General features: G+C 42.5%; 15 protein-coding genes and 1 pseudogene. 7 read left to right on the top strand and 9 right to left on the bottom strand.

What is annotated here, in order from left to right; all coding sequences use genetic code 11:
- Window positions 1-139 precede the first annotated feature (139 nt).
- Window positions 140-2,149: a DICT sensory domain-containing protein gene (locus V7K60_RS20020; RefSeq protein WP_334927638.1), complete on the bottom strand. Its 2,010-nt coding sequence runs from the start codon at window positions 2,147-2,149 to the stop codon at window positions 140-142.
- 653 nt (window positions 2,150-2,802) lie between these two features.
- A complete protein-coding gene (locus tag V7K60_RS20025; RefSeq protein WP_334927640.1) occupies window positions 2,803-2,961 on the bottom strand; it encodes a hypothetical protein in 159 nt (52 codons plus the stop codon).
- A 95-nt stretch (window positions 2,962-3,056) separates the two neighbouring features.
- On the opposite strand from V7K60_RS20025, the gene V7K60_RS20030 reads away from it, so the two are divergent.
- From V7K60_RS20030 to V7K60_RS20040, 3 genes are all read left to right on the top strand, one after another.
- The gene (locus V7K60_RS20030) at window positions 3,057-3,605 is read left to right on the top strand and encodes an RNA-guided endonuclease InsQ/TnpB family protein (protein WP_334927642.1); all 549 of its coding nucleotides are present in this window, start codon (window positions 3,057-3,059) and stop codon (window positions 3,603-3,605) included.
- Window positions 3,606-4,313 carry an RNA-guided endonuclease InsQ/TnpB family protein gene (locus V7K60_RS20035; protein WP_334927644.1) on the top strand — a complete coding sequence of 236 codons (708 nt, stop codon included), beginning with the start codon at window positions 3,606-3,608 and terminating at the stop codon, window positions 4,311-4,313.
- A gap of 521 nt (window positions 4,314-4,834) precedes the next feature.
- Window positions 4,835-7,126 carry an amylo-alpha-1,6-glucosidase gene (locus tag V7K60_RS20040; RefSeq protein WP_334927646.1) on the top strand — a complete coding sequence of 764 codons (2,292 nt, stop codon included), beginning with the start codon at window positions 4,835-4,837 and terminating at the stop codon, window positions 7,124-7,126.
- A 108-nt stretch (window positions 7,127-7,234) separates the two neighbouring features.
- Here V7K60_RS20040 and V7K60_RS20045 read toward each other — a convergent pair whose 3' ends face one another.
- The 4 genes from V7K60_RS20045 to V7K60_RS20060 form a co-directional block, all read right to left on the bottom strand.
- Window positions 7,235-7,915, bottom strand: coding sequence for a hypothetical protein (locus tag V7K60_RS20045; protein WP_334927648.1), 681 nt, complete (start codon window positions 7,913-7,915; stop codon window positions 7,235-7,237).
- Window positions 7,915-8,328, bottom strand: a complete 414-nt coding sequence (locus tag V7K60_RS20050; protein WP_334927650.1) for a RusA family crossover junction endodeoxyribonuclease — start codon at window positions 8,326-8,328, stop codon at window positions 7,915-7,917. Before V7K60_RS20050 ends, V7K60_RS20045 begins: the two co-directional genes overlap by 1 nt.
- 107 nt (window positions 8,329-8,435) lie before the next feature.
- Window positions 8,436-8,732, bottom strand: coding sequence for a hypothetical protein (locus tag V7K60_RS20055; protein ID WP_334927652.1), 297 nt, complete (start codon window positions 8,730-8,732; stop codon window positions 8,436-8,438).
- Window positions 8,722-9,018 carry a BrnT family toxin gene (locus V7K60_RS20060; protein WP_334927654.1) on the bottom strand — a complete coding sequence of 99 codons (297 nt, stop codon included), beginning with the start codon at window positions 9,016-9,018 and terminating at the stop codon, window positions 8,722-8,724. Before V7K60_RS20060 ends, V7K60_RS20055 begins: the two co-directional genes overlap by 11 nt.
- 390 nt (window positions 9,019-9,408) lie before the next feature.
- Between V7K60_RS20060 and V7K60_RS20065 the strand changes: the two genes are divergently transcribed.
- The 4 genes from V7K60_RS20065 to V7K60_RS20080 all read left to right on the top strand — a co-directional run bounded on the left by V7K60_RS20065 (window position 9,409) and on the right by V7K60_RS20080 (window position 12,826).
- Window positions 9,409-10,467, top strand: coding sequence for a chlorophyll a/b binding light-harvesting protein (locus V7K60_RS20065; protein WP_334927655.1), 1,059 nt, complete (start codon window positions 9,409-9,411; stop codon window positions 10,465-10,467).
- Window positions 10,468-10,550: 83 nt separating this feature from the next.
- Window positions 10,551-12,074, top strand: coding sequence for a chlorophyll a/b binding light-harvesting protein (locus V7K60_RS20070; RefSeq protein WP_334927657.1), 1,524 nt, complete (start codon window positions 10,551-10,553; stop codon window positions 12,072-12,074).
- Window positions 12,075-12,258: 184 nt separating this feature from the next.
- Window positions 12,259-12,534, top strand: a complete 276-nt coding sequence (locus V7K60_RS20075) for a hypothetical protein (protein WP_334927659.1) — start codon at window positions 12,259-12,261, stop codon at window positions 12,532-12,534.
- A gap of 46 nt (window positions 12,535-12,580) precedes the next feature.
- On the top strand, window positions 12,581-12,826 hold the full coding sequence (locus V7K60_RS20080; protein WP_334927661.1) for a DUF7219 family protein: 246 nt from the start codon (window positions 12,581-12,583) through the stop codon (window positions 12,824-12,826).
- Window positions 12,827-12,828: 2 nt separating this feature from the next.
- Here the strand turns inward: V7K60_RS20080 and V7K60_RS20085 are convergent.
- The 3 genes and pseudogenes from V7K60_RS20085 to V7K60_RS20095 form a co-directional block, all read right to left on the bottom strand.
- Window positions 12,829-13,027 (bottom strand): annotated as a pseudogene (locus V7K60_RS20085) (hypothetical protein); the annotation flags it as partial.
- Between the two features lie 155 nt (window positions 13,028-13,182).
- Window positions 13,183-13,512 (bottom strand): DUF2973 domain-containing protein, encoded by a 330-nt coding sequence (locus tag V7K60_RS20090; RefSeq protein ID WP_104905415.1) that lies wholly within the window; start codon window positions 13,510-13,512, stop codon window positions 13,183-13,185.
- A 308-nt stretch (window positions 13,513-13,820) separates the two neighbouring features.
- Window positions 13,821-14,138 carry a DUF2605 domain-containing protein gene (locus V7K60_RS20095; protein ID WP_334927663.1) on the bottom strand — a complete coding sequence of 106 codons (318 nt, stop codon included), beginning with the start codon at window positions 14,136-14,138 and terminating at the stop codon, window positions 13,821-13,823.
- Between the last annotated feature and the right edge of the window lie 290 nt (window positions 14,139-14,428).

Here is a 14,428-nt window from a genome sequence, read left to right on the forward strand (position 1 = left end):
TTCTTTGTCATTTGTTAAAAACCTATACCCTTCAGGAGTGCTGAGTGCTAAGTGGGAAATCTTACTTAGCACTCAGCACTCGGAACGGGCTAAACCCTAGCTATCCGCTAACAGAACTGCTTTGCCCCATACCCTATGCCTATTTACTCCTGACTTTTGTCCGCTTTTCCTCTTGGCTAGTCCGAACAATCGGGATAGTGAAGTGAAACTGACTACCCTGGTCTTTACCAGTTGACTCTGCCCAAATTTCCCCACCCCAGCCATTAACAATTTGACGGCAAATTGCTAAACCAAGTCCAGTCCCGCCAGTGGTGCGGCGCAGCGCTCCCTCTTCTTGATAGAAGCGGTCAAAAACCACTTCTAAACGATTTGGTTCAATACCACGTCCAGTGTCAGCTACAGTCACCTCGACCATCTGACGGCTGTTGTAAATCGCTTTAATCGTGATTTCTCCTTGGGGTGGCGTAAATTTCAAAGCATTGTCCATGAGTTTTGCCAGTACCTCGACTAGCCAATCACCGTCAGCTCTGACCAGAGGTAGGTTTTCGGCAATTTGAGTCTTAATTTGGGGCGGCTTTTCCGTTGAAGAACGTGTGCGATTTCGGCTGAGTGCTAAATCCACACACTCTTGTAAGGTGAGGGATTCTGGATGCCATTCCACGCGGCCGCTTTCCAAGTTGGAAAGTGTAAGGAAATCTTGTACCAGTTTTCGCATCCGTTCCGAGTCGGAAAGAGCGGTGTTGAGCATCACCTGCTGCAATTCCAAGGGCATATCCGGTTCGCTAGCGAGACTTTCCAGGCACACTTGAATCGTAGATAGGGGGGTACGCAGTTCGTGTCCGGTGATGGCTATGAGGTTGCTGCGGGTGCGATCTAGAGCTTCTAGTTGCTGGTTAAGTTCTTCTAGATTAGCGTAAGCTTCTGCTTGGATGAGAGCTGCTCCTACTTGGGTCGCAATCGCTTCTACCAAATCCAATTCCCCAGGTTGGCACTCGTGCGGTGGCATCCGGCAGTAATGTAACTCCACAATCCCCAACAATCGCCCCTGATAGAATACTGGTTCCATCAGCCAAGAACGAATGGCAAACTTTTTGGCGATCATGGAAAGTTCTGGCGATTTGGTAACACGGGGGTCACTCAGCGTATCACTTACACAAATACCTTCGCCTTGTTCCACGATGTCCCGAAATAGGGAATTTTTCTCTAACTCCCAGGTTTGCCCACAAACAGATAAAACACCGGGAGTTAAAAACTCGTGTTCAATTATGGCTTGGCTATCTGTAGCTTGAGCGCGGTAAATTAAACAGCGACAAGCTTCTAGGTGTTGCCCTAATTCTTGTGCCGCCACCTGGAGAACTTCGTGAGGATCGAGCGATCGCCGAATGGCAGTACTAATAGAGTTGACTAATCGTTCTTTTCGTGCCTGGGCAGCAATAGAACGGTAGGCTTTGTGCAATTTGTACTGACTAGCTTGCAAATAAGTTACTAAACGCTGCACAAAGGGGTCTGTATCAATGTCACAGGCATATTCATTGTCCTGTTCTGCTCCAGAGTGGTTTCGTGGCTCCCCGATGCCAAACCTCTGACGTGCCTGTTGAATTTTACTTGCTAGTTCTGGTCTGTAAACCAAAATCCGATCTAACAGCAATTCGGCTGCTTTGAGGCTAACTCCCCTTTCCGATGTCCAAATTCCCTCAAATCTTCGGGCTGTGTCTATATCCAGATTAGGGCTTAGTTCCGGTAGTTGCTTGTTTTTGGCAAGAGAACCAAGGTTTTCTCGGCAAACCAGACAAGTAGCATAATTGTCAGCAATCACTACCAAATGCCACTCCTGACTTAAGCCATCCGTTGGCTCAAAAGCCACTTTTTCGTAGTGTTCCGAACTGTTTGTGAAATCCGTTTCTGGAGCAGATAATACGTATAGTTGATTACTTCGTAAAGCAAGTCGCTGGTAGCGATGAGCTTCTTGGCGGTAGAATCGCTCTCGCTGGAAACTAGCAATTACAAGGGGTTGAGCTAAAGTCGCAGCCAAAACTTGATCTTCCATCGCGTGGGAGAGCGCCGTTAGTGAAGCCTTAAAATATAGCTGGGGCCGCAAGTAGGGTAGGGACTTTAGCAGATCACTCAGCAGAAAAGTCGAAATGCTCATGAATTATTGTTAAACGCTCAACCTCGATCAGATCCACGTCACAGCTGCATTGTACAAATTCCAAGGGACTCTCAAGTTAAATAGACAGCTGCAATATGTAAAGAACGCTAAAAAGCGCTTTTCACCAAAGCAGTCGCAATACTTTGTTACCAACTAAGGGGCGTGGGTACACTTGATTTGTTGATTGACAACCTATTACGCCCAATATACATTCTCGACAACTGATGCTTTTGCTTGTACAGGTAAAATCTTTCAGGAATAAGTACTAAAACATTAATTATTGTATGGTTTTAACTACTGTGTTTGCTAATAACCACGGATGATCGATTTACAGTCCATAGGTCAGCAAAATAGCCTGTCGTAGACATCAGCTACTTTGCCGACGTTGATTTCTGCTCACTAAATAAATTTTCTTAGCCAAAAATCGTGACTGCGATATTCACATAACTTAATCCATGATTAGTGATTCAACTTAATCAATTAATTATTATAAATTAGGCTAATCAAATATCAAAGATTATTTAAAACAAAATCGTATACTAAATAAATGTTCTTTATATTCAACAAAAACTGTCAATTTCACGTTTTTGCTGAGTATACTAGATATCTTGTGTTTTTTAAAGTTCAACGGCTAATAAATTATCTTAAAATCCTCAGTTTTCAGTCTTGGTTTGACACTTATAAAATATAAATTTATCGACAAAAGACAGTTTTTGCTGTTCGCGCAGCGTGTCGTAGACAGGGCAGTCTGACTGTCGCCTCCTGCGGCTCGACTGAGCGATCGCTGAACGTCCTTCTACATCCTTCAACAAAATTTGTTTATCAAAAATTTGGGTTTCAAACCCCGTCCTGAGAGCGTAGGGGAGGACGGCTTTACACAGATATGTGTCTGATGTAAAATATTTTCATGCTAAACATGACATGGGAATTCAAGCTAGAACCAACTTCAGAACAAGCGATACGAATCGAGCAAATCCTCGCTGTGTGTCGTAGCGTGTGGAACTTTGCCTTGCGGGAACGCAAGGACTGGTTGAATTCCCGCAAGTCCCCTGTTAACGCCTGTTCTATCAAGCAAGAGTACATTCTTAGAGCTGATGAACCGTACCCTAGCTACCACACTCAAGCCAAGCGATTAACTCTTGCTAAAGAGCAATTTCCAAAACTAAAGGAAGTACATTCTCAAGTACTGCAACAGGTTTTGAGGACGCTAGATAGGGCTTTTGAGGATATGAGGGCAAAAAAGCTGGGCTTTCCTCGCTTCAAAAACAAATACCGAATGCAGTCGTTTGTGTTTCCTCAATTGGGCAAGAACCCGTTAACTGGAAACGTACTTAAGCTTCCTCAACTGGGGCATATACGCCTACGCTTGTCCCGCTCAATTCCAGAAGGTTTTGAGATTAAGCAAGTCAGGATTGTGCGACGGGCATCGGGATATTTTGTCATGTTGGCTTTGTAGTTGAATGTATCAGTACCAGATACACCCATATCTGGTCATCCGCGAGGTTTGGATTTGGGATTTGATAAATTTGTTGCTACTAGCGATAACAAGCAAATCAATAGACCTCGATTCTTGCAAACTCTACACCGCGAGTTTAAATTACTGCAACGTAGACTAAAGCATAAACAAAAAAGGTCTAATAACAGACATAAACTCAATCGCAAAATAGCTAGAATTCATCAACGAATTATCGATACGAGAAAAGACTGGCATTTCAAGTTGGCTCATCGTATGAGTGACGGCGCAGGAATGGTGTTTGTAGAAGACATCGACTTTCGCTCTTGGGCAAGGGGAATGTTGAGTAAACATAGTGCTGATGCTGGCTTCGGTCAATTCGTCAACATATTGCAATGGGTGTGCTTCAAGCGAGGTGTGTTCTTTGCCAAAGTAGACAAGAACTACACTTCGCAGCAATGTCCTGAGTGTGGAACGTATACAGGCAAGAAGGAGTTAGATGAACGTATTCATTCTTGTCCAGTGTGTTTCTATACTGCATCGCGTGACGTGGCAGCAGCGCAGGTAATTAGAAATCGCGGATTAGAACTAGTTTCTGAGTCAGGGCATGACTTGGAAGTAAAACAAACTGTCTGTGGACTGGATGCAGCGGGGACTGGCGGTAACGTCAGTCTAGCTGGCACGGGACGAAGCAGAAAACTCAAGAAGTGATTCTTGGGAATCCCCGCACCTTTCAGGTCGGGGAGGATGTCAAATAGATATAAGCGCTGCTATTTTGTCAGCAATATGTCAGGATTATTTTGGCTCGAATAGCTCAAACGAGTTTTAAAGAGCATCTTTTTTTCGAAAATTGTGAGGATGAACAAGAAGGAAAGAGATGGGGGCAAAAGGAAAACCCTATACTTACAGTGATTTTCAGCTATTTAGACTACGACTGAGACGGGGAGTAGAGAGTGGGGAGTGGGGGGTAGTGTAGTTCAATTAATTGAAAAGCGCTGTCAAAGCAGGGCAAGATAAGTGACTTGACTCCGTACTTTATATCTCTCTACGATACGCTATTCTTTGTTTAAACTACGTGTCGAGACACAAATCTTTCTTTTTTCGACCTAAATAAATTTAGTTGCTCTGTCCCAAAGCAAGAGGGTATTTCTTCTTTCCTCTCTGCCTCTTGGGTAAGAGACTTCTACTCAAAAGACCACAAAAATATAGACCTGTAAACGGAATTTTGTCTAATGACACCGGATACGCTAATGACCCCAGAAAAAATTTTTCTGGATGGAAAAACTTTTATTCCTGCCGAACAATTACCGATTCCGGAGTGGCCTTGTGTTCTGGCTGAAAGATCGCAACCGACACTAACGGTTAAAGATGATGATTTATTTTTTGTGACAGATACTATCGGGAATATTTCTGGCTGTTCCATCAACGATGGCAATCCCAGTATGGGACTGTTTTGTTGTGATACGAGATTTCTGAATCGCTTGGAGTTACAAATTGAAGGGCGATCGCCTGTACTCCTCAGTAGTACTGCCGAAAAAGGGTTTTCACTCTCAGTTTTATGTACCAACCCCAGAATTGAGGAACGCCTAAAAGCCGAAACCGTAGGAATTCGCCGAGAAATCGTGCTGAATGGAGCATTATTTGAAGAAATAGAAATATCTAACTACAGCACAACTACTGTCAATTTTGAACTAACCATCAGCTTTGATGCGGATTTTCTTGATTTATTTGAAGTCCGGGGCTATGACAGAGAAAAACGAGGTCGGCTTTTACGCCTAGTAGAACCGACGACTGAGGAAGGAGCATCTTCTCACATCGATGGTGTTGCACCAGTACCTAAAGAGCCATCTGCCTATAAAGAAGAATCCTTAACACTCGCCTATCAAGGTTTGGATGGCTCAGTGATGGAATCCCGAATTCTATTCCAGCATCGGCAACCAGACTATTTCAAAGGTTACACTGCGGTTTGGCAGCTAGAGTTGGCTTCTCACGAAACTCAAAAGCTGGGCTACCGAGTGAATATGTTGAGAAACAACCAGTCCAGTTCAACCGTGAGCGCCGCCACCACATTAGGACAGGCAAAAGCTGCTGAGTGGATGGAGGAACAACACTGGGTACAACAAATCACCCGTATTAGCTCAGATAAGAGTACCTTCAATCGAGTGATTGAGCGGGCTGAACAAGATATGTATTTGTTGCGCCAGTCTTTTGGTAAGCATAAGACTGTTTCCGCTGGAGTACCTTGGTTTTCAACATTATTTGGGCGAGATTCGCTGATTACAGCTTCTCAAAGCCTGATGTTAAACTCGCAAATCGCTAAGGAAACTCTGATATTACTGGCGACATACCAAGGTAAAATCGATGACGAATGGCGCGAAGAAGAACCGGGTAAGATTTTGCACGAGTTACGTTTGGGAGAAATGGCTCGTTGTCAAGAAATTCCCCATACACCTTACTACGGTACAGTTGATGCCACTCCTTTGTGGCTGCTGCTCTATGCCGAACATTATGCTTGGACTCACGATAAAGAACTCCTAGAGCAACTTTGGCCCAATGCTCTAGCTGCAATGGAGTGGATCGATCGCAATACCAAAGAAACCAGCTACCTCAGCTACTTCCGTAGATCCAAACGCGGTCTTGTTAACCAAGGTTGGAAAGATTCCGGCGACTGTATTGTAGACCGCAAGGGAGAATTAGCCAACGGCCCAATTGCCCTCTGTGAGGTGCAAGCTTACGTCTATGCTGCAAAAATGCGTCTAGCAGAAATAGCTAGGATGAAGAAGCGGCTTGATCTGGCAGATCGTTGGCAAGAGGAGGCGAGAAATCTTAAGGTTCGTTTTAATCGAGATTTTTGGGTAGAAGATCAAGATTTCTGCGCTCTGGCTTTGGATGGAGAAGGCAAGCCAGTAGACAGTATTACCTCAAATCCTGGTCATTGTCTGCATCTGGGACTCTTCACAGACGAAAAAGCTCATAGTGTAGCAGAACGGTTACGGGCACCAGATATGTTTAATGGTTGGGGTATTCGGACTTTGAGTAGTTTGTCACCCGCTTATAATCCGATGGGTTATCACATTGGTTCGGTTTGGCCCCATGATAACGCTCTGATTGCAATGGGATTGCGATCGCTCGGTCTTATCGATCAAGCCCTAGAAATATTTCAAGGTTTATTCGATATGACTCAGCAGCAACCCTATCAACGTCCTCCAGAACTTTTCTGCGGCTACGAACGGAACGGTGATAATGCCCCTGTGCAGTATCCGGTTGCTTGCACTCCCCAAGCTTGGGCTACGGGTAGTGTTTTCCAACTACTGCAAATGATGGTCAACTTGGTGCCTGATGCTCAAAATAACTGCTTGCGAATAATCGACCCTGCTTTGCCAGAATCGATTAATCGCCTGTCATTTCATAATTTGCGAGTCGGCCCCACCATTCTCGATTTGGAATTTGAGCGTTCTGGGACTACGACTGCTTGTCGCGTTGCCAGAAAACGGGGTAATCTTCGAGTAGTTATTGAAGCATAGGAAGGGAGTAGGGAGTAGGAAACTCACCACTCCCTATTTTATGCTTAGTGCGTAGGCATAGCCTGTCGTAGACATCACGCAGTGCCATCCACTCCAACCAACGCAGTGTTAGCCTGCTTCATCGCCAGTGTGTAGAGTTCTCAAGAGTTGTTCTGTAAGCTCGATCAATTCATATACAGAATTTGGCGTAATTTGTGTAGTTTTGAAGCCATGAGCAATGGAATTACGTAATGGGAGTGCATTCATTAGTAACTGATACTCAGATTTTGAAATTACACCTTCAGTTGCTAATTGCTTTACTAAGTAGCGTGGATCAAATCTTTGTAAACTTAGCTCTTCCTTTTGGGCAATAAGTCTCAAAGTTGCTTCTACTAAAGACCAAGAAGATAAGAGAGCTAATTCTGGATGTTGCGTTGTAAGTTGCCTTGCTACTTGCAACTGTGATTCTATTTCATGTTCTTGAAGAGAACCCTCTGCTTTCGGAGAATACGTTGTATCCTCTGGGTTGGTCATTACTAATTCAAATCTCCAACCAGGATGTTTTTCTACCGCTTGAGCTAAATTACCTAAGTATTGATTAGAAGAAGAGTTAAGTGAGGAGCGTGACTTGACTTCAATAACTACATTTTCTTCTCCCCGACGTACTATCATGTCAGGGCGATAGTTATTAAGGAAGTCAGGCAAATCTTCTGGATTTGGATGAAAAAAAACTTCGTAACCCTTCTGGCGATACTCCTCTGCTAGTTTCAGCAATCGCTCTCTTTCTAAATTTGCGGTTGAAGTTGCCATCAAGTAAGTACCTCCTGGTTAGAAGCATTAATTACGACAATATGTAAGAACTCATTACCACGGGCAAAACCTTCCGCCAATGTCGAGGTCATGTTTTCTATTCTAAAGTTACCTGACAAATTCCTCTTTCTAACTACGAGATCGCTTACTTGATTATCATCAACGTGGGCTAATCCTTTAATTGCATCTTGAATAGGTTTCACTATATTGTCCACATCTATTTGAACAGAATCATAGAAATAGGTTATCTGGAGCATAACCAACCCAGTAGCTGTTTTTTGTTCCGAAGACCAGTATTTTTCAGCCTCTTGTCGCACTGTCTTTTTCCAATCTTGGAGCCGATTGCCCTTACCGCGCTTACGAGCCTGTTGTGATACTGGTGACCCATCTACTATGAACTCAAATCTGGTCAATGCACTTTTAAATAATAGATCAAAGGTTATTCTATACTAGTAACCTAGAACACAAGCAGATAACTCTCACTACTCAGCTGGATTTAGCTTTTCTTTTACTGCCATTACTAACTGTTGCTGTGTTGCCCAGTAGCTTCGCTGAGTGCTTCACGAATTATCTCATCACTCACACCATGCCGTTTCAGGCTGGCAATCAATGTAGAAACAGTATCACCCTCAAGTCGCTCAAGATCAACTCGGAGTCCTTGTCCGATGTAAACACGAACTAATGGCTGATAACCAGAAAACCCTAACAATGGTGCTACTCGCTTCAAATCCTCAATCACATCTTCGGGAATACGAATTGTAATTGTTGTCATTGGACGATTTTTATCAAGTCGCTTTCTTAAATCTTCAGCTTTCATAGTATTCACGTTCCTTGTGCGTCGCTTTCCGAGCCGATATGAGCCTAATCATGTCATTTTCAGGCTCAATATAGACGACGTACAGAAGATTCCATCGTCTGTCCAAGCCAATCACAGCATCTCGCTCCTCATCATTGCGGCTTCGATCAACCACTACTAGAAACGGATCGAAGAAAGCTTCTACAGCTTGCTGAAATGTTATGCCGTCATGATTGCTGGGATTAATCCGAGCTTTCTCCTCGTTCCAAACGAAGGTGACACCATTAGGCACGAAAAACACATCCATCTCTACATAGTTTAGGCAAGATGTATTTACGTTGTCAATACGCTTTCTTGTAAAAGTTTACAATTACAATTCAAGACTGAATCTTGATGTGTGCCAGAACCTTGCAATACTTACCTGTTTCTTGTCTTCCTCAACCCAATAAATAATACGATAGGCAGTTTAAGCACTATTACTTATTGACAAATTATCCATGATGCTAAATGTGACTGATAAAGTTAGGGAGAATCTTCCAGAGTCAAACATCACCAACACGAAGCCTATTGAGATGTAATTAATTTTTCATTTGCATTCAAAATTATTAATGACACTTTCTTTCATTAATTGAGATTTTAGTGTAGACTCTTTTTTAAGAGCTATTGAATAAGATTCTCAATAGAGGATAGATGTAAAATGACAACTTCTACAAGTCCGCTGTCGGTGGAGCAAGACCTCACTGACTCGCCTTGGTGGGCAGGTAACGCCAGACTCACCAGCTTATCAGGGAAATTACTAGGCGCTCACGTCGCTCATTCTGGTCTGATCGTTTTCTGGGCAGGAGCTATGACTTTATTTGAGCTAGCCCACTTTAATCCAGCAGAACCAATGTACTCACAAGGCTTAATTTTGCTACCTCATCTAGCTACTGAAGGTTGGGGTGTTGGCGCAAATGGTGCAGTCGTGGATACTTATCCCTACTTTGTAATTGGAGCTTTGCATCTAATTTCTTCAGCCTTTTTGGGTTTCGGAGGAATCTTTCATTCCCTGCGTGGCCCGGAAAAATTGGAAGGTAGAGTTCCTTTCTTTGGCTACGACTGGTCAGACACCGGGAAAATGACCACAATCCTTGGTATTCACCTGGTTTTACTGGGTTGTGGTGCATTCTTGTTAGTCGCCAAAGCAATGTACTTTGGGGGTTTGTATGACCCAAATGTTGAAAATGTGCGGGTAATTACAAATCCGACATTAAACCCAGCCGTCATTTTTGGTTATCTGTTTGGCGCAATTAGGAAATTCTGGATTGCTGGCGTTGACAACCTAGAAGACGTGGTTGGCGGACACATTTGGGTTGGTGCAATGTTGATTATTGGTGGACTTTTCCACATAGCTACTAAGCCCTTTACCTGGACGCATCCACTATTTGTTTGGTCTGGAGAAGCTTACCTTTCTTACAGTCTGGGCGCTTTGGCACTGATGGGCTTTATTGCAACTCTCTTTGTATCAGTAAACACCACTGTATATCCTGAAGTTTTTTATGGACCGGCGCTCGTGGTTAGACAGAATATCGTGCCGTACTTTTCATCACCTGACCCTGACCTTGTAACTGCCCGGACTTGGTTAGCTAATGCCCATTTTTGGTTAGCTTTCTTCTTTCTCCAAGGTCATATCTGGCACGCCTTGCGAGCGCGTGGGTTCGATTTTCGCAAAGGTAGGGTGAGTCAGGAGGCGGTAATTCCGCAACCAATTAGCTAAATTCAATTTAATGCAATAGATTTGCAATTGCCTGGAAGCATAAGCTCAACAATATTGCTAAATATTCTCAAGGAGTTTTGGAAATGACAGCAGTAATTGAAGATAGCCCATATAAGCAACAAATACCTGATGTTGGTTGGTGGGCTGGTAACTTTCGTCTCACTAATTTATCGGGAAAATTACTAGGCGCTCATATTGCCCATTCTGCATTGATTTTGTTATGGGCTGGAGGGATGACGCTGTTTGAATTGTCACGCTTCAACCCTAATGAGCCAATGTATGAGCAAGGATTAATCATACTGCCTCATCTAGCGACTCTGGGTTTGGGTGTCGGTGCTGGTGGGCAAGTTATTAGCACCTATCCCTACTTTGTAATCAGCGTCTTACATCTGATACCTTCAGTGATTCTGGCTGCTGGTGGTCTTTATCACTCTCTGCTGGGGCCAGAGGTGTTACAAGATAATCCCACTTGGGCTGGCTTTTTTGGCTACGACTGGAAAGATAAGGACAAGATGACTACCATCTTGGGCATTCACTTAACGCTTTTAGGTTTGGGTGCTTTGGCTTTAGTTGCCAAGGCGATGTTTTGGGGTGGACTGTTTGATCCTTGGGCTGCTGGCGGTGGAGATGTCAGGATAATCAATCATCCGACGCTCAACCCATTCCGCATCTTTGGCTACCTATTTGGGGCTTGGGGACCAGAGGGATTGGCTGCTGTTGATAACTTGGAAGATGTTGTTGGCGGTCACATCTGGGTTGGTTTGATGTTAATTGGTGGTGGTATTTTCCACATCTTGACTAAGCCATTTGCTTGGGCACGCCGAATTTTGATTTACTCAGGAGAAGCGTATTTATCTTACAGCATTGGTGCTGTAGCATACATGGGCTTTTTAGCAGCATATTTTGCTTCAGTTAATAACACCGTCTATCCCGAAGTTTTTTATGGCCCAGTTAAAGCTATAGAAACTTCTGTTGGTATAGTTTCTGCTCGTGGTTGGTTGGTAACTTTCCATTTTGTCCTAGCGCTCATGTTTCTGTTAGGTCACATTTGGCACGCTCTCCGCGCTCGTGCGATCGCAGGCGGATTTGATTTTAAAAATGGTGATATGGTTCAGCCTCCACGTGTAGAACGCCAAACGAGTAATCAAGTAACCGTAGTCAATTCTTCCGATCTGACGCTGAAGTTCCTCAAATACTTGCCAATTTACCGCCCTGGTATATCTGCTTTGTGGCGGGGATTAGAAATTGGCATGGCTCATGGTTACTGGCTAGTTGGCCCCTTTGCGACATTAGGTTCATTGGGTTTATTACGCAATTCTAATGTGGGCAGCTTGGTTGGTTTACTAGCCACAGGCAGTTTGATTATCATCCTGACAATTGGTTTTTCGCTTTATGGCACTACTAGCTACGAAAGACAACAGGAAATCTATTCACGATCGGTTTCGGTTGCAACAGTTGCCAAAGTGCCACAGAGCATCAATACTGTCGCCGAATGGAGTCAATTTACTGAGGGCTTTTTGATTGGTGGAATTGGTGGAGCAATCTTCGCTTATCTGCTATTGACTAGTATTGCTTTATTCGGTGCGATCGCAATTAACTCGATTTAATCATGTAGTGATTTAGTACCCATGATGTAAAGACGTAGCATTCTACGTCTTTAATATTGATTCATGTCTACTTACTGACTTAGTTAATTTAGTTTCACTCAACACCAGCTAAATAATATTTCATGCCTGCGGTTAAAAGCAGTTGACTGCGGGCACTTTTTTCTAATCTTTAGGAGGATAACTTATGCTGGCTACAATTTTTTGTGCTTCATTTGCTTGGGCCACTTTGATTTTCTTTATTTTGAGTATCTGGTTTACCTTCAAACAAGGGATAAATCATTTAAAAAAGCTACATGAAATTCCTTGTCATGCTTGTGAATATTTCACTAACGACTATCGCCTTAAGTGTACTGTACATCCAATTAAAGCTTGTTCTGAGGAAGCATTCGGCTGTATTGACTTTAAACCTCAAACTTCTTTCTGTAATGCTTGTCAAAAGGGTCGGCAAAAGCTTTGTTAAAATTTTCCAATTAGATAATTTATAATCCGTAATACTCTAAATACTTATGAACCGACAATCTGATTTGCTATCCGAACTATGCGATTTTCTATATCCTCGTAGTCCATATTATGGACAATTTAAACCAGAGTATCTAGTATTTAACGCTAATCTTCAAGACTTTTCTCAACGGGTGAACTACATTTGCAGCCTCCAAACTAGTGGTAAACTTTCCCCAGAAGAGGCTTACAAACAAATTCACATCCTCTGGAGACAGTTAAAAAGTGCCAAAAAAGAATTGGAAATTCGCTAAATAGAAACAGTATTACCCTCAAGTCGCTCAAGATCATCTCTGAGTCTTTATTTTGATACAAGCACGAACTAATGGCTGATAACCAGAAAATCCTAACAACAGTGCTACTGGTTTCAAATCCTCAATCACATCTTCAAGAATGAAAATTGTATCCGCTTGCGATCGCAATCCTTGCAACCATGAGTTCGGTTGTCCACCTATTGAGTATTTTTAACAAAATGTAAAAAAGCTACATTCACTCGATTGATATGGGAATAAATTTTTGCTAAGAAAAAGGTTAAGGATGTAAAAACAACAATAATTTACATCCTAACTCCTAACAGACGCGATTAATCGCGTCTCTACTCCTAACTTTGTTATGCTTCTTCTGAATTTTCTCTTTTATGTCCTGGGGATGCTTCGTAAAGTGCATCGAGATGTTGACGCGCATCTTCAACGTTAATTGAACGCATTACCAAAAGTGGCTCTTTAATTAAGTTGCCTGCACTATCTAATAACTCTGGATGGGGTACAAACTGTTTTTTTGACGAATAATAACCATAGTTGCCTTGATTATTCATTGGCGAGGAATTCGTCGGGTAAGTTCGCTCCCGATCAAAACTGAACATAATCAGGTTACGAATTAAGTTGCCAACAGCTATAAATGCAAGGATTGTAAAAGCTAGAATGTAAAGCAGATGTAACATTGGATTTTCCTCCAGAACAGCAATTTTTAAAACTTTATTTTGTAACGCTTTGTTTCGCCGATACTGTGACTCACAGTTAAGACGAGTATTCTACGCACTTTTCAATGCGCTTACATTTATATGGAGCTATTTGTCAACCGTTATTCCACTTACGGTAGCATAGGATACATTATTTTGCTAATCCAGTTAATGCTAAGAAATTGTTAAGAATTTTTTACTATCTTTTTAACGACTGATTTACCATCTTGCGTAGACGCTTGCTTGGTAAGTCAAAAGACATCGCTAAGTAGTCTGCCGAAATCTAGCGCTTAGACTTCACGTCCTTGACGAAAGCGCATTGCGACATTCCAGCATTCTGTTACTAATTCATGCCAAGGGATTAACGTTGCCATATCAATCCCGACTTGTTTATCAGTTGCATTAAATAGCATCTTCGCCGTATTTAGTTCATCTTGCGCTTGCTTAACCCGCAAGAGCAAGTCAGATTGCTCTTGGTGACTCATAAATGATAGTTCCTCAGTTTCGAGTAAATGGCGCGATCGCGTAAACCAATGCTGAAAATCTTCCAGCAGCGGATCTAAAACCGTTTTCAGCAACTCTGTCCCTGGTAAATTTGAGTCTGGCATAAATAAGAGGCATATTTCAAACTTGCTTACTAATATTAACGTTATTTACGTTTCTTAATACTTTTTTGGTTTCTCTCATAATTAATTGATGTAAAATTTTGTAACAAGGGGCACATAATTTATTATATAGTCTTGATATCTGGTTTGTACAGTGCCTTTGGACAGGCATCTATAGGTATATATGACATGGAGTTGCAATTCATAAGATAATTTAGCGATCGCGGGCGATCCTGAATTTAACACTCAGGTAACAAGTCAAAAATTTATCTTTATCTTTGGATTGAAGAATA

This window comes from Nostoc sp. (assembly GCF_036917555.1).
Classification (GTDB): domain Bacteria; phylum Cyanobacteriota; class Cyanobacteriia; order Cyanobacteriales; family Nostocaceae; genus Nostoc.